This window comes from Arthrobacter sp. SLBN-112 (genome assembly GCF_030944625.1).
GTDB lineage: Bacteria > Actinomycetota > Actinomycetes > Actinomycetales > Micrococcaceae > Arthrobacter.
The window spans coordinates 1,362,077-1,375,773 of the sequence record NZ_JAUSXY010000001.1; the positions used below are offsets into that span (position 1 = coordinate 1,362,077).

Sequence of the window (13,697 nt, forward strand, 5' to 3'; positions counted from 1 at the left end):
GGGCAAACCGCTGGAATTATGCCCAGAACAGTGCCATGGAACAGGATTCGCGCAAAGGGAGAAGAATGTCAGAAGAGCTGAGCGAGGACGATCTTGCCCTGATCCAGGTCCTGCAGGCCTCCCCGCGGCTGGGTTGGGCGGATGCTGCAAAGGTCCTTGGCGTGCACGCCACCACGTTGGCCGCCCGCTGGGAGCGGCTGACGTCAAGCGGAGCATCGTGGGTGACTGCCCACCTTGCCGGGGACCCGAAGCAGATGCTCCTGGCCTATGTGGCGGTGGATTGCGAGATGACCCGACGGGAAAGCGTCACGGCCCAGCTGGCAGCCGTTCCGGAGATCGTCACCGTGGAAGAGGCGGCCAGCAACCGGGACCTGATGCTGACCGTCATCACCCGTTCGCTGGAGGAATTCAGCGACAAGATCATCTCCAGGCTCAAGACCATCGAGGGGTTTGACCAAGTACCAGGTGGCCCTGTGTACGCGCCTGCACAGCAGCGGCGACGACTGGCGCCTGAACGTCCTGAGCCGGTCGCAGCTGGCTGCGCTCCGGACGCTCGGAACGCCAGCGGGGACCGAGCCGGCGCCGGACACGGGCCGGCTTCCGGAGAGCCATCTCGACCTCCTGCCGTTCCTGGCCCGGGACGGCCGCGCCACGGCTGCAGAAATTGCACGCGCGCTGGGCCGCCATCCGGCCACGACCCAGCGCCAGCTGAACCGGGTGCTGGCAAGCGGCATCCTGTCCTTCCGATGCGAAATCGCCCAGCGGTATTCGTCGTTTCCCGTGACATGCCAGTGGTTCGTCAACGTACCGGCAGGCGAGCACGAGGCGGCGGCGGCCGGGATACGCACCATCAGCAACGTCAGGCTTAGTGCCTCGACCACCGGACCCACCAACTTCGTGATCATTATGTGGCTGCACTCGCTCGCCGACATCATGTCAGCCGAGTTGGCGCTGCAGCAGAAGGTGCCCGGCATCGAGATCGTCGAAAGCGCGGTGATGCTGCGGACAGTCAAGCGGGTGGGCTGGATGCTGAGGGAAGATACGACGGCGACCGGCGCCGTGGTGCATGAAGCGAGCGTGGGTGCGGCTGAGTGAGGGTGCGCTGCGCTAAGCCGCCGTGCCGTCGTCGTCCTGTGCATTTGCCGGCCGCAGGTTCTTCCTATCCCTGACGCCGAGGAGAAGTGCCCCGGCAATCCCGATGCCCAGGGCCACCAGGACGCTGGGTCCGGCACCGCCGGCCGGCCCCAGGGTAGTCGCCAGGATCTGGCGCGACAACAGGGCCATCTCCTGGAAGTCGCCAAGGTAGACCCGGGTTCCGAGGACGTAGTTCACGCTGGTGAAAAGAGCCGGAACCAGCCATAGCAGTACCAAGTCGGCGCCCCACACGAGGAGTCGGGCAGGCGGCCTGAATCCACACCACGCCAGGGCCAGGCCAACCAGGACCGCCGGAAGCCATCGCCAGGCCATGCTGAGGGCGGCAGGGACGGCGTCCGCGCCCGCCGTGAACGTGGCAGCGGCGGCAAGCCAGGACGCGAAAGGTACGGCCATGAAGCCGACGCCCAGGGCGGCCACGGCGCGGGACCTTGCCGCGAGCATCAGCAGCGCCAGGACGCCGGCGGCTATTGCGGCGATGGTGCCGCCAAGCAGGCCGGCGAAATACAGGGCTGAGCTGGGTCCGGGTGCCAATCCGTCGTTGAGTACGCTGAACGATTGGATGGTGGCGCCGACATGGACCAGCAGCACGCCGCACAGGGCGCCGGCCGTAGCGAGGCCGCGGCGGCCCGGTTTCCAAACACGGAGGGCCAGGGCCGCCGCCGAGGCGCCCACCGTCAACAACGCCACAATGGTGGTTCCCCGGTATTGGCTCAGCGGCAGGAACGTGACGGGCATGTCCGGCGGAAGGGCGTCGGTGGCCCACAGATTTTGCAGCGGAAGCCGCGCCCCGGTGAGCAGCCAAGGGGCGATCCCCACGAGCGCGGCAGCGATGCCCAGCAGGACGGCCAGGCCGGCTTCCGCTGCCGGCGTCCGGCCGCCAGGCCGGTGGGCGGTCCGGTCCGGGCGGGAGGTTGGGTCCGTGACGGATGTTCCGCTGTCCTGCATAGAGCCGGTTGTTGAGCCGGTCTTGTCCTCCGCGCGGTCTTCCATTGGGTTCCCTTTGTTCGCCGATGCAGCGTGTTCGCCGGTGCGCCCCGGCCGGGTGGACTGGAGCCGGAGTAATAATACAGCGTTTGGAATAAATACTTTAATACTTCCGCATTACGGATTTATCTTTCCGGAAACATGGGTTCCCTACTTTGGGGATGACCCTGCGGCGTTCTTGGCGCCGCCATCCGAAGCAGACGCCGCTCCCGTACGGTGTCCTTCCCAACGAACAGGCCCACAGCATGAAGATCACCGCCCCCGCTACGCCGCAGCCGCCGGCACGCGATGCACGCAGGAAGCCGTTATATACGTCCCTTTTTGTCCAGATCCTCGTGGCGGTGGTGGCAGGTGTCCTGATCGGCCACTTCTGGCCGGACCTCGGCGCAGGACTCCGCCCACTCGGCGACGGCTTCATCCAACTGATCAAGATGATCATTGCGCCATTGATATTCCTGGTGATCGTCACAGGAATCGCCGCGGTGAGTGACGTCAAGGCCGTGGGCCGGGTGGGCATCAAAGCCCTGGCCTACTTCACCGGCGCCACTCTGTTCGCCCTGGCCTTTGGGCTGGTGGTAGCGAACCTGGTGCAGCCCGGGGCGGGCCTCAACATCGATCCGGCAACCCTGTCCCAGGACGCCGTCAACGCAAAAACCTCCACCGCCCCGCCCAAAGACGCCGGCACTTTCCTGCTCGGCATCATCCCCACCAGCGTCGTTGGCGCCTTCGCCAGCAACAACCTCCTCCAGGTCCTCTGTTTCGCCGTCTTCTTCGGTGCGGCGATCGTCGTCGTCGGCCGTGAACGCTGCCTGCCGGTGATCACCCTGATGGAAACCGTGCTGGAACTGTTCTTCAAGATCATGGGCTGGGTGATGCGCGTGGCGCCGGTGGGGGCGTTTGGCGCCATGGCCTTCATCATCGGCCAGTACGGCCTCGATTCCCTTGGGACCTACGCAGTGCTGATCGCTGCCTGCTACGGCGCCGCAGCGGTGTTCATCGGTCTGCTGTTCGTGGTGGCATGGGTGTACCCCCGCGTGCCGTTGTGGCAGTTCCTCAAGTACACCCGGGAGGAGTTCCTCCTGGCGCTGGGCACGGCATCCACCGAGTCTGTCCTGCCGCGAATCATGACCAAGCTGACCAACGCCGGCTGCTCCCGCGCCACCACGGGCCTGGTGGTTCCCACCGGCTATTCGTTCAACCTGGACGGTGCAGCCATCTACCTCTCCATCTCCCTGCTCTTCCTGGCGCAGGCCTTCGGCTACAACCTTGACCTGGGCCAGCAACTCGCGGCCCTGGGGATCCTGATGCTGACATCCAAGGGCATGGCAGGAGTTCCCGGATCTGCCTTCCTTGCCCTGTCCGCCACGGCCGGGGCGCTGGGCATCTTCCCGGTAGCCGGCGTCGCGCTCCTCCTCGGCGCCGACCGCCTGATGGACTCCATGCGTGTTGTGGTGAACCTGTTGGGAAACTGCGTGGCAACGTTCGTGGTGGCCAAATGGGAGGGCCAGTTCGATCGCGAGGCCATGCTGAGGGCTTTCGCCGGACAGGACGCCACGACGGAATTCGCGAGTGGGGGCACGACGACGGCAGCGGCAGGACAGCCGGTCCTTGCCACGGTGCCGCAAGGGTAAGCGGCGGGAACCGGCGTCGAAATCACGCACCAAGGCGCCGCGAATGGAGCCGGTGGCCGCTGCGCCGGGGTGGTCCGGTGGGTCCAGTCACCCCCGCCTGTGCTGCCGACTCCGCCCGTAGTGCCGTCGGGCCTGGCCGGCCGTCCCCGGGACTATTGTCCGGGCCATGCTGCACACTGTCCCTATGACTTTTGCCTATTTAGGAATGCTCGGAACCAAACCCGGCCAGCGGGATGCCCTCGTGGCTATCCTGCTCCGGCCCAAACCCGGGATGAAGGAAGCCGGCTGCCTGCTGTACGAGGTGGGAATCAACGACGACGTACCGGACACTGTGTTCGTCTCCGAACTCTGGGAGTCCGCGGAGGCACACCAGGCATCGCTGCAGCTGGACAGCACGCGCGCAGCGATCGCCGAGGCCATGCCGTTGCTTTCCGGGGAAATGGGCGGCCACCGGTTCACGGTGTTGGGCTCGCCGCTGCAGTAAGGCTGTTGGGCCGGCCCTCCTTGAACTGCCCCGAAAGTCGTGACGAGAAATCAGTCCCGGCTTTAAGGGACCAGTTCAGCCTGGGTGGACTACGGTAATCGGGGTAAGGAGGACACATGAAACCGCTGCCCGCGCTTGAACTTATCACCCGCCTCGAGGATGCCGTCTGGCTTGATCCCCTGGCCAAAAGTGTCCGGAAAGCCGTGAAGAAGGTCATTCCGGCCCGCTGGGCCCGCGATGCCCTGCACGGCGTCCCCATCGGCCACCCGGTCCACCCGCTCGCAGTCCAGGTGCCAATTGGCGCCTGGCTTTCCGCCGGCGTGCTTGATGCAGTCCCCGGAGGTGAGAAGGCCGCCAGGCTCCTGATCGGAGTTGGAACCGCCAGCGTGCTTCCGTCCGCTTTGGCCGGGTTCACCGACTGGTCACAACTGCACCCGCAGCAGCAGCGGGTGGGGTTGGTGCACGCGGCGGCCAATGTGACGGCAACAGGGCTCTACCTTGCCTCGCTGGTCCAGCGGGCAAGGGGCAGCCAAGGCAGTGGAAAGGTGCTGGCGTACTTGGGGCTGGCCACGGTGAGCGCCGGCGGTTTCCTGGGCGGCCATCTCACCTACCGGCAGGCCGCCGGTGTGAACCACAGCGAGGAAATCCCGCACCGGTTCCCCTCCGGCTGGCATCCCCTGGCGCCGCTGGCTGACCTGCCCGAAGGCGGCCTGCACAAGCGTGACGTGGCCGGGATCCCGCTGCTGGTCCACCGCGACGGCGATACCGTCAACGTGCTGTCCGACGTCTGCAGCCACCTTTCCGGACCGCTCCATGAAGGCAAGATCAAGGACGACGGCGGGGACCCGTGCGTCGTCTGCCCTTGGCACCGGAGCACCTTTTCACTGCGGACCGGCGAGGTCAACGCCGGGCCTGCTACGGCCCGCCAACCGGTTTTCGAAACCCGCACCACGGACGGACTCGTGGAGGTATGCCTGCCTGGTGCCGACTGAGCGGGAAGGCCGTTCGGCCCTACTCCGCAGTTTGGAACGACGAAAGACTGGGCTCATGGCGGCAGCCGGCGGAGTGGAACCATGGCGACGCTGCAGTGTCCCTCGGAAGCTGCATTCGTTGATTCGCCACGCGGAGGTGTGACTGGACGATGCGCGTTTCTGTGCCCCGGGAGATCGCCTCTGGCCTGCTGCTCCTCACCTCCGGCAGCGGGCCTCTGGCCTCGAACTTCTACCTTGTCCGGTCCGGTCCGGCCTGGGCGCTGGTCGACTGCGGCTGGGGCGGCAGCGCGGAACCGGTGCGCGCGGCCGTTGAGCGGATACTTGGGCCCGGGCTGAAACCTGAAGCGATCTTCCTGACCCATATCCATCCGGATCACTCCGGCGCCGCAGGCGCGTTGGCCCGGCGGTGGGGGATACCCGTGTACGCTCACCAGGCCGAGCTGCCCATGGCGGCCGGAAGATACGTTCCAGCGCGGTCCATGCCGCTGGACCGGTGGATCACAGCCCCGCTGATGTGGTCGCTGCCGGCACGCGCGCGTCGCAGGATCGAGGCTGCAGGGGATATTTCAGACCTCGTACTGCCCCTTCCCCGCACTGGTGAAGTGCCGGGCCTGGCAGGGTGGGTCGTCGTACCCACGCCGGGACATACCGCCGGGCACGTTGCCTACTGGCACGCCGGCGACGGCATCCTCATCACCGGCGACGCTGTTGTGACCGTAAACCTGAACTCCTTCCGCGGGATCCTGCTGGGACTGCCGGACTTGTCCGGGCCGCCCTGGTACACCACGTGGAACATGGAACTGGCCAGGGACTCCGTCACACGCCTCGCCGAACTGGGACCCCGCCTGCTGGCGCCCGGCCATGGGCAGCCCTTGGCTTTTGGGGTCGTTCCCCGGTTGCGGGCTCTGGCCGCGAAGGAGCACAAGCAGCGGATCGCGTTTCGCCGCCGCGCCGCGGGAGCGCCCGGCGCTGTTTAGCGCGCGGCGATCGAAGTGCCGCTGCCATTCTGGATGCGACTCCTACGATGCTGTTCAGGTCTAAAGTTCTCAGTGAGCAGTGCATGTACAAAGTGCATGTACAAAGTGCGTGCTCAAACGGAGGACATCCTGACGATCGACAAGAACCTAAAGCAGACTGGATAGTCTGAAATCTATTGGACCAGGAAGACTACGACAGGGCGGAGGTCCCACTCATGACCATCAAGCTGAACGACGCAGCACTACGTCACGCCCGGCAGCTGATCAAGGACTCCAGAATCGCACGCGATGCCCGCGACGACTGGAGCGAACATGCCCCGGACACAAAGCAGGAAAACGCGTTCATTGACAAGCACGGCTACGCGGAATACGGCACCTGGCACCTGGGCGAAGACAGCGACAAGACGCCCGAAACGAAGGGTCGATACAGCTTCCCATTCGGGGATTTCCGCCGATTGCACAGGTGCGCGATACTGGCCATCGAAAGCCGAGCCGCCCAAAACAACCACGACGACATCGCCAAGGCGGCAAAGTCGCTGCTTGAGGAACTCGACAAGGACTAAGCGGCGCCAATAGATCTGCAACCGACGCAGGTGACGATCTGCGGATCTTGCTGCGTCCGGGCACGATCATCCTGGAGCCGACGGCCAATCCTTAGCCGGGTGCGCTGACCCATTCGCCCCTTCGCAGCACTGCCGTCAGGTTCAGGTCCTGGTCAAGGACTACGACGTCGGCCTGCATTCCGGCGCGCAGGTCACCCGCCTGCGCCGAGAGACCCAGCAGGGATGCAGGGACGGCCGAAGCCGAGGTGACGGCATCCCGCAAAGGAACTCCGGCAGCCACGCAGGAGCGGACAACGTCCAGTAGGGTGCTGGTACCCCCGGCAATGGCGCCCGTGGCGTCAACCCGGGCTACGCCGCCGGCAACCGTGACGGAGAGGGACCCGAGTTTGTACTGTCCGTCCTCCAGCCCGGTGGCGGCCATTGAATCGGTCACCAATGTGATGTTCTCCGGCCCCACAAGGTCAAACACCAACTTCACTGTTTCGGGTGCCAGATGCACACCATCGGCAATCAACTCCACCACCGCCTGCCCGGCCTTGGCCGCGCTGAGGCTCGCCGATACCGGCCCGGGGGAGCGGTGGTGGAGCGGAGGCATGGCATTGAACAAGTGGGTTACCGTTGGGCGGTTCCTCCCGGTGGAGTTGCCGGCCGAGTCCAAAGCCACCGCCGCGCGCGCCAGGAAAGCCGCCGCCGTCGCATGGTCCGCTGCGGTGTGGCCCAGGGACGGGATGATGCCGCTGGCCGCAAGCCGGCCGGCAAGTTCGGAGGCCCCGGGCAGCTCGGCCGCCAGGGTCATGGAGGCCAGCGTTGGACCTGCCGCGGCCAGCATGCGGGCCACCAGGTCCGGATCGGGTTCCAGGAGCAGACCGGGGTCATGCGCACCGCACTGGTGGCTCGAGAGGAAAGGACCCTCCAGGTGCGAGCCGGCAATCAGCCCCCGGCCTGCCAGCTCCCGCAACATTCCAAGGTTCCGGACCAGGTCCCCGGGCTTTCCGGTGACCAGGCTTGCCACCACCGTGGTGGTTCCACGGCTGTGCAGGTAGCGTGCCGCCCGCTCGGCGCCACCGGGATCGCCCTCGGAGAAATCCGAGCCGTAGGCGCCATGGCAGTGCATGTCAACCAGGCCGGGCACCAGGACCCGGCCGTCGGGTGCCTCCGGCGGAAGTACCCCGGGGAAGACCTGCGCCGGGCCCGCGAAGGTGACCAGGCCGCCGTCGGCCGCCATCACCCCGTCCGCAATATCCAGCGAGGCGGTGACTATACGGCCGCGAATAACAACTTCATCGCCCATCATTCAAGGTCCTTCGTTCGTCGAAAGCATCGGCGGCCACAGCGGCAGCCATGCGGGCGGCCAGGCGGTGGTCCGCGGCTCCAGCCCGGTCCCCGCCCGCAGCGCCCCCGTGCCGGGGCCGCGCCGAGGTGTGCACGGCATGGACTCCCGCTTCAAGGAGCGACGGTACCAGCGCCAGGGTGACACCCCCGCCTGCCATGATCTGGACCGATGGCGCACTCCGGCGTCCCTGCTGCACAATCCTGCCCAGCATCTCCAACCCCGCGGCGCAGTCCGCGCTGCCCCCACTGGTGAGGACCCGGTCCACCCCGGCGTGCTCCAGCCGGGAGAGCGCCCCGGCCGGGTCGACGCCGGCCGCCAGGGCTGCGTCGAACGCACGGTGGAACGTGACTTCGGCGTCCGGCTTCACGGCCCGCGCCGCCGCCACGATGCGACGGATCGCCGGGATATCCGGGCTGCCGTCGGGGGACAGGACACCAACCACCACGCCCGCAGCTCCGGCTGCCAAAGCGGCGGTGGCATCGCGTTCAATGACATCCAGCTCGTCCGGCGCATAGGTGAAGTTGCCGGGCCGCGGCCGCACCAGGACATGGACGGGAAGGCCAAGGTCGCACGCCTGCCCGATGGTGCCGATGCTCGGCGTGATGCCTTCTGTCTCCGCCAGGGCGGCGCACAGTTCAACGCGGGCCGCGCCCACGGCGGCGGCCAGCCGGACGCCGTCGGCATTCTCCACCGCCAACTCCAGCTGCGGCACGGTTCCGGCCACGGGCACCCGCCTGAAGCTCAGAGTCCCTGCCATGCCGGCTTCCGGCCGAAGGTGTCCTGATAATACTCGCGGTGGGCGAGCCGTGAGGCCGCGGCCTCGTCCACCAGTACCGACACGTGCGGGTGCAGCTGGAGGGCCGACGCCGGACAGATGGCCGCGACGGGACCTTCGACGGCGGCCGCCACAGCCTCTGCCTTGGCCTCGCCCATCGCCAGCAGCAGCAGGTGCCGGGCCTCCCGGATGGTGCCCAGGCCTTGGGTCAGAACATGGTCCGGCACGTCATCCGGTGCGTCAAAGAAGCGCGCGTTGTCAAGGCGGGTCTGCCGGGTGAGCGTCTTGATCCGCGTGCGGGAGGCGAGCGAGGACATGGGCTCATTGAAGCCCACATGGCCATCCGTCCCGATGCCCAGGATCTGGATATCCACCCCTCCGGCAGCTGCAATCCTGGCCTCGTACGCGGATGCCTCCGCCTGCGGATCCCGGGCCATGCCATCCAGTCCGTGGACCGCTCCGGCGCCGAAGTCCACGCTTGCCGTGAATTCGTCCCGGATTACCGAGTGGTAGGACTGCGGATGCCCGGCAGGCAGGCCCACGTACTCGTCCAGCAGGAAGGCCTGGGCCGAGGCGAAGCTCAGCCCGCCATTCCGGTGCCGGTCGATGAGTTCCCGGTACGTGCCCAGGGGAGTGGAGCCCGTGGCCAGTCCAAGGACGGACGGCCCGCGGCGGACCTGCTCCTCGATGGCATCCGCGGCAATGCGGGCGACGTCGTCGGGGGCGGGAAGAATGATGATTTCCATGCGGTGTAATGCTTTCGGCTGGAGGTTGCTGTTGTTGGAGGGGCTACTTTGCGGCTTCGGTTTCCACCGTTACCTCGTCGTCCTCGCGGCCTGGGGTGCGCAGGTTCCAGCGCTTGATGACGAACGAGAAGAGGAAGTAGTAGATGGCCGCGTAGCCCAGGCCGATCGGGATCAGCATCCACGCGTTCTGTGCTTTGCCGAAGTTGAGGACGAAGTCGATCAGGCCGGCGGAGAACGTGAAGCCGTCGTGGATGCCCAGCGCGTTCACCAGGGCCATGGAGGTTCCGGTCAGGGCTGCGTGGACGATGTAGAGCGGGAAGGCGACGAACATGAAGGAGTACTCGAGCGGTTCCGTGATGCCGGTGAAGAACGCCGTGAGCGCGGTGGAGAGCATGATGCCGCCCACGATTTTCTTCTGTGAGGGCTTGGCGTGGCGCCAGATGGCCAGGGCTGCGGCGGGCAGGCCGAACATCATGATGGGGAAGAAGCCGGTCATGAACGTGCCCGCGGTGGGGTCGCCGGCGAAGAAGCGGTTGAGGTCGCCGCGGACCAGGTGGCCGGAAGCGTCGGTGTAGTCGCCAATGAGGAACCAGACACCGGAGTTCAGGATGTGGTGCAGTCCGGCAGGGATCAGCATGCGGTTGGCGAAGCCGTAGACTCCGCCGCCGAGTACCGCGTTGCCCGCCACGGCCTGGCCCACTGCGGAAAGGCCTGCGTTGAAGAGCGGGTACAGGAGGGCCAGGACGACGCCGGCCAGGAGGCTGGTGACGGACGTCAGGATGGGCACCAGGCGGCGGCCGCTGAAGAAGCCAAGGAAGTCAGGCAGCTTGGTGCGGTAGAACCGCTGCCACAGTCCGGCGGACAAGAGGCCCACCACGATTCCGGCGAGGACGCCGTAGTTGATCATGGCCGGCTTTCCCGCGGGGTCCAGTTGTCCGTCCAGGACCAGGGGGGACATGGCCTTGAAGACGCCGTCGATCACCATGTAGCCCACCACCGCCGCGAGTGCGGTGGAGCCGTCTGCCTTCTTGGCCCAGCCGACGGCGATTCCGACGGCGAAGATGAGCGGCAGCCAGGTGAAGACGGCGTTGCCTGCGGCGGAGATGACGGACGCTCCGCCTTCGAAGCCGGGAATGGCACCGAGCAGGTCGGCCTGCCCGATGCGCAGCAGGATACCTGCGGCGGGAAGTACTGCGATGGGGAGCATCAGGCAGCGGCCCAGCCGCTGAAGGGTGGCGAAGGCCCTGTTTGGCTTCTTCTCTGGGGCCAGGGCGGTGGTCTCGGATGTTGACATGGTTGCACCTCTGCGGGGTTCGGGTGGGGGCTTGTAAAGAACAGGTTCCAGCCGGTACTGTCTGGTTATGACCAGTTCAGTGTGATTCATCCCACGGTCCGGTGTCAAGGAAGGAATTTCCCCTCCGTGACGGGCCGCCCGTGGCAAAAGAAGCCATCATTGGTCGTACCGGGGCCGCCGGCTCCGGTGTTGGAAGATGTGCTCCGTACGGGCACCGTCAGAAAGGGCAGCCATGTCCAAAGCAGAAAAAATCATCCAAGGCCTGGGCGGAGCCGCCAACATCGTGGAAGTGGAAGCGTGCATCACGCGGCTGCGGACCGAGGTGAAGGACTCCTCGCTGGTGAACGAGGCATCCCTCAAGGCCGCCGGAGCCCACGGCGTCCTGGCCGCCGGCACCGCCGTGCAGGTGATTGTCGGCCCCGAGGCGGACACGCTCGCCGAAGACATCGAGGACCTCCTCTAGTGGCGCAGTCCTTGCCGGTCCATGCCCCAATCGGCGGCTCAGTTGTGCCGCTGGCCGATGTGCCGGACCCCGTATTCGCTGGCCAGATGGTGGGTTCCGGCGCGGCGGTGGCGCCGCCAGTCGGGGTGGCGTTCGACGTCGTGTCCCCCGTTGCGGGGAAAGTGGTCAAGATGCTGCCGCACGCCTTCGTGGTGGTTGAGTCGTCCGGCCGGGGGGTGCTGACGCACGTGGGCATCGACACCGTCAAGCTCAAGGGCGAAGGCTTCAAATTGCTGGTGGCCCAAGGGGACGTGGTCGAGGCCGGCGAGCCGGTCATGCACGTGGATCCCACCGCAGCCCTGGCCGCGGGCTACTCAATGGTGAGCCCCGTCGTCGTACTGGATACCAAGCCCGACACCGCAACCCTTGTGAAGGCCGGGACCGTAACTGCTGGCGAACTGCTGTTTACGCTCGGCTGAGCCGCCGTTACAGGCGGACTTCCATGGTGAGGGAGTAGCGGTCCGAACGGTACCAGGAACGCGAATGCTCGATGGCCAAGGTGCCCGAATAGGACACGCGGTCAAACGCAAGCACCGGCGCGCCCGTTCCCGTCCCGAGGAGCGCCCCGACGTCGGCCGGGGCGCCCTCGGACCGGACGCTTTGGCGTGCCCGGTCGATCTGGTGGCCGAACTGCGCAGCCAGGGCCTTGTAGACGGAGCCGGTGAGGTCGATGCCCAGCAGTCCGGGCGCATGCTGGGGGTTGTACCAGGCATCGTCCACGCTCACCGGCCGGCCGTCCGCCAGGCGGAGCCGCTTGAGGTGGAATGCCTCCGCGCCCGGAGCGAGGCCGAGCGCGTTTGCAGTGTCTTCGGGCGCTGCGACCTGTTCGGCCACCAGCACCACCGTGCTGGGGACGTGGCCCATCGCCTCCATCTCCTGCGTGAACGAGGCGAGGTGCAACGTGGACTGGACGGGGGAGTCCGCCACGAACGTCCCTTTGGCCGGAACCCGCACCAGGTGCCCTTCGTTGACCAGGCGGCCGATCGCGGCGCGCACGGTGATACGGCTGACACCGTACGAATCCATGAGCGTCCGTTCGCTGGGAAGCCGGGCGCCGGGCTCCAGTTCCTCCTTGGCAAGCTTGAGGATGATGAGCCGGAGCTGCTCATGCTTGGGGACCTGTGAGTTGTTGATGGGCGCGTTGGCCGCCTGCGCCGTGCTGCCTGGTGTGGCGGACATCCAGCCCCTCCTTAGTCTGGAGCGGTCCGGTTAGGACCACTTCCTCGGATTATTCCACACCAAATCCGTGGTTACTTTCTGCCGGTGATGGGAATCTCTAAAGTACCGGTAGTAAGCATGCTGTCTAGTTTGGAGGGTGACCTGATGCGAAGAGTTTCTGCGCTTGGAGTTGCAGCTGCGGTGGTGCTGGCGTTGGCCGGCTGCTCGGGAGGAGGAAGCGGTACTGCCAGCCCGTCGGGCACGGCAAGCACATCCACTTCTGCTTCTGCAAGTAAGACTGCCGACGCCAAGGTGTATTCCGAGGATGATCTGCGCAACCTCATCTCCGGCATGAAGGACGACGACGGCAATGAACTCAAGCTGTACTCCAAGGACCAGGTGGCCCAAGGCAGCAACATTGCCAACCTGTTGATGAGCACGGCCACCATTGATCCCAAGGACTGCAAGGACATCGCAACCGCCGGCCTGCTGGATAAGGTGGAGAACGGTGATGTCGCCGTCGCGCTTTCTGAAGGAAACCAGCCGCGTACGCTGTCCGCCCAGTCCGGCAGCGACGGTCCGGACGCCGTCAAGACCCTGAGTGACATCAGCGGCAAGATGAGCCAGTGCGCTAAGTTCTCCGTGTCGGCCCTTGGGCAGAAGTATGACGTCTCCAGCCAGGAACTCCAGGCGAAGACCGATGCTGACAAGACCTTCGCCACCGTCAGCACCCGCAGCGGCGATAACCAGCAGAAGCTGATGCAGGTTTCCGCCGCCCAGGGGCGCCTGCTGGTGGTTGCCACCAAGAGCGGCACCGACCTGGGCGACAAGGACCAGAAGGAACTGGAGGGCCTCATCAACAACGTCCTGAAGAAGGCTGAGGGCGGCGCAACGTCAAGCCCCAGCTCCACCAGCTCGTCCGGTTCAGCAGGCATGTCGCCGAGCAGCTCGGCGTCCTTGACTGCCTCATCCACCTCTTCGGCGACCATGTCCTCGGGCAGCGGCGCCTCGTCGTCGGCCTCCCCGACTTCATCCCGGTAGCCGCAGCACGGCATGGAAGAGGGTGCCGGCCGGGACCTAAAGCCCCGGCCGGCACCCTCATC

The 13,697-nt window shown here is 66.2% G+C and carries 14 protein-coding genes and 1 pseudogene; 9 read left to right on the plus strand and 6 right to left on the minus strand.

The genetic code is table 11. The features are described 5' to 3' along the window. Window positions 1–65: 65 nt before the first annotated feature. Window positions 66–1,095 (plus strand): annotated as a pseudogene (locus QF050_RS06380) (Lrp/AsnC family transcriptional regulator). Window positions 1,096–1,107: 12 nt separating this feature from the next. On the opposite strand, the gene QF050_RS06385 reads toward QF050_RS06380, so the two are convergent. Next, a complete protein-coding gene (locus QF050_RS06385) occupies window positions 1,108–2,145 on the minus strand; it encodes a hypothetical protein (RefSeq protein WP_308929675.1) in 1,038 nt (345 codons plus the stop codon). Window positions 2,146–2,384: 239 nt separating this feature from the next. On the opposite strand from QF050_RS06385, the gene QF050_RS06390 reads away from it, so the two are divergent. From QF050_RS06390 to QF050_RS06410, 5 genes are all read left to right on the plus strand, one after another. After that, window positions 2,385–3,770, plus strand: coding sequence for a cation:dicarboxylate symporter family transporter (locus QF050_RS06390; protein ID WP_308929676.1), 1,386 nt, complete (start codon window positions 2,385–2,387; stop codon window positions 3,768–3,770). Between the two features lie 184 nt (window positions 3,771–3,954). Beyond that, on the plus strand, window positions 3,955–4,254 hold the full coding sequence (locus QF050_RS06395; protein ID WP_308929677.1) for a putative quinol monooxygenase: 300 nt from the start codon (window positions 3,955–3,957) through the stop codon (window positions 4,252–4,254). 116 nt (window positions 4,255–4,370) lie between these two features. Further along, window positions 4,371–5,246, plus strand: a complete 876-nt coding sequence (locus tag QF050_RS06400) for a Rieske 2Fe-2S domain-containing protein (protein ID WP_308929678.1) — start codon at window positions 4,371–4,373, stop codon at window positions 5,244–5,246. 149 nt (window positions 5,247–5,395) lie between these two features. Continuing rightward, window positions 5,396–6,223, plus strand: a complete 828-nt coding sequence (locus tag QF050_RS06405; protein ID WP_308929679.1) for an MBL fold metallo-hydrolase — start codon at window positions 5,396–5,398, stop codon at window positions 6,221–6,223. A 215-nt stretch (window positions 6,224–6,438) separates the two neighbouring features. Further along, window positions 6,439–6,786, plus strand: coding sequence for a hypothetical protein (locus QF050_RS06410; RefSeq protein ID WP_308929680.1), 348 nt, complete (start codon window positions 6,439–6,441; stop codon window positions 6,784–6,786). Between the two features lie 91 nt (window positions 6,787–6,877). Here QF050_RS06410 and QF050_RS06415 read toward each other — a convergent pair whose 3' ends face one another. The 4 genes from QF050_RS06415 to QF050_RS06430 are packed head-to-tail and all read right to left on the minus strand — an operon-like array spanning window position 6,878 to window position 10,934. After that, a complete protein-coding gene (locus QF050_RS06415; RefSeq protein ID WP_308932114.1) occupies window positions 6,878–8,077 on the minus strand; it encodes an amidohydrolase family protein in 1,200 nt (399 codons plus the stop codon). Continuing rightward, window positions 8,067–8,876 (minus strand): copper homeostasis protein CutC, encoded by an 810-nt coding sequence (locus tag QF050_RS06420; RefSeq protein ID WP_308929681.1) that lies wholly within the window; start codon window positions 8,874–8,876, stop codon window positions 8,067–8,069. Before QF050_RS06420 ends, QF050_RS06415 begins: the two co-directional genes overlap by 11 nt. Then, window positions 8,861–9,640 carry a glucosamine-6-phosphate deaminase gene (nagB, locus tag QF050_RS06425; RefSeq protein WP_308929682.1) on the minus strand — a complete coding sequence of 260 codons (780 nt, stop codon included), beginning with the start codon at window positions 9,638–9,640 and terminating at the stop codon, window positions 8,861–8,863. The genes QF050_RS06420 and nagB overlap by 16 nt, the downstream gene beginning before the upstream one ends. 43 nt (window positions 9,641–9,683) lie before the next feature. Further along, window positions 9,684–10,934: a PTS transporter subunit EIIC gene (locus QF050_RS06430; protein WP_308929683.1), complete on the minus strand. Its 1,251-nt coding sequence runs from the start codon at window positions 10,932–10,934 to the stop codon at window positions 9,684–9,686. 232 nt (window positions 10,935–11,166) lie between these two features. Here QF050_RS06430 and QF050_RS06435 point away from each other — a divergent pair, with 232 nt between their 5' ends. Beyond that, window positions 11,167–11,397: a PTS glucose/sucrose transporter subunit IIB gene (locus QF050_RS06435; protein ID WP_308929684.1), complete on the plus strand. Its 231-nt coding sequence runs from the start codon at window positions 11,167–11,169 to the stop codon at window positions 11,395–11,397. Beyond that, window positions 11,397–11,855 (plus strand): glucose PTS transporter subunit IIA, encoded by a 459-nt coding sequence (locus QF050_RS06440; RefSeq protein WP_308929685.1) that lies wholly within the window; start codon window positions 11,397–11,399, stop codon window positions 11,853–11,855. Before QF050_RS06435 ends, QF050_RS06440 begins: the two co-directional genes overlap by 1 nt. Before the next feature lie 7 nt (window positions 11,856–11,862). On the opposite strand, the gene QF050_RS06445 is transcribed toward QF050_RS06440, so the two are convergent. Further along, window positions 11,863–12,615 (minus strand): GntR family transcriptional regulator, encoded by a 753-nt coding sequence (locus QF050_RS06445; protein WP_308929686.1) that lies wholly within the window; start codon window positions 12,613–12,615, stop codon window positions 11,863–11,865. A gap of 291 nt (window positions 12,616–12,906) precedes the next feature. Here QF050_RS06445 and QF050_RS06450 point away from each other — a divergent pair, with 291 nt between their 5' ends. After that, the gene (locus QF050_RS06450) at window positions 12,907–13,635 is read left to right on the plus strand and encodes a hypothetical protein (protein ID WP_308929687.1); all 729 of its coding nucleotides are present in this window, start codon (window positions 12,907–12,909) and stop codon (window positions 13,633–13,635) included. The last annotated feature ends 62 nt before the right edge of the window (window positions 13,636–13,697 follow it).

What these genes read in the sequence shown, in the direction of transcription:
- QF050_RS06385 (WP_308929675.1), bottom strand. Translation starts at nt 2,145, where the DNA reads ATGGAAGACCGCGCGGAGGACAAGACCGGCTCAACAACCGGCTCTATG.
- QF050_RS06390 (WP_308929676.1), top strand. Translation starts at nt 2,385, where the DNA reads ATGAAGATCACCGCCCCCGCTACGCCGCAGCCGCCGGCACGCGATGCA.
- QF050_RS06395 (WP_308929677.1), top strand. Translation starts at nt 3,955, where the DNA reads ATGACTTTTGCCTATTTAGGAATGCTCGGAACCAAACCCGGCCAGCGG.
- QF050_RS06400 (WP_308929678.1), top strand. Translation starts at nt 4,371, where the DNA reads ATGAAACCGCTGCCCGCGCTTGAACTTATCACCCGCCTCGAGGATGCC.
- QF050_RS06405 (WP_308929679.1), top strand. Translation starts at nt 5,396, where the DNA reads ATGCGCGTTTCTGTGCCCCGGGAGATCGCCTCTGGCCTGCTGCTCCTC.
- QF050_RS06410 (WP_308929680.1), top strand. Translation starts at nt 6,439, where the DNA reads ATGACCATCAAGCTGAACGACGCAGCACTACGTCACGCCCGGCAGCTG.
- QF050_RS06415 (WP_308932114.1), bottom strand. Translation starts at nt 8,077, where the DNA reads ATGGGCGATGAAGTTGTTATTCGCGGCCGTATAGTCACCGCCTCGCTG.
- QF050_RS06420 (WP_308929681.1), bottom strand. Translation starts at nt 8,876, where the DNA reads ATGGCAGGGACTCTGAGCTTCAGGCGGGTGCCCGTGGCCGGAACCGTG.
- nagB (WP_308929682.1), bottom strand. Translation starts at nt 9,640, where the DNA reads ATGGAAATCATCATTCTTCCCGCCCCCGACGACGTCGCCCGCATTGCC.
- QF050_RS06430 (WP_308929683.1), bottom strand. Translation starts at nt 10,934, where the DNA reads ATGTCAACATCCGAGACCACCGCCCTGGCCCCAGAGAAGAAGCCAAAC.
- QF050_RS06435 (WP_308929684.1), top strand. Translation starts at nt 11,167, where the DNA reads ATGTCCAAAGCAGAAAAAATCATCCAAGGCCTGGGCGGAGCCGCCAAC.
- QF050_RS06445 (WP_308929686.1), bottom strand. Translation starts at nt 12,615, where the DNA reads ATGTCCGCCACACCAGGCAGCACGGCGCAGGCGGCCAACGCGCCCATC.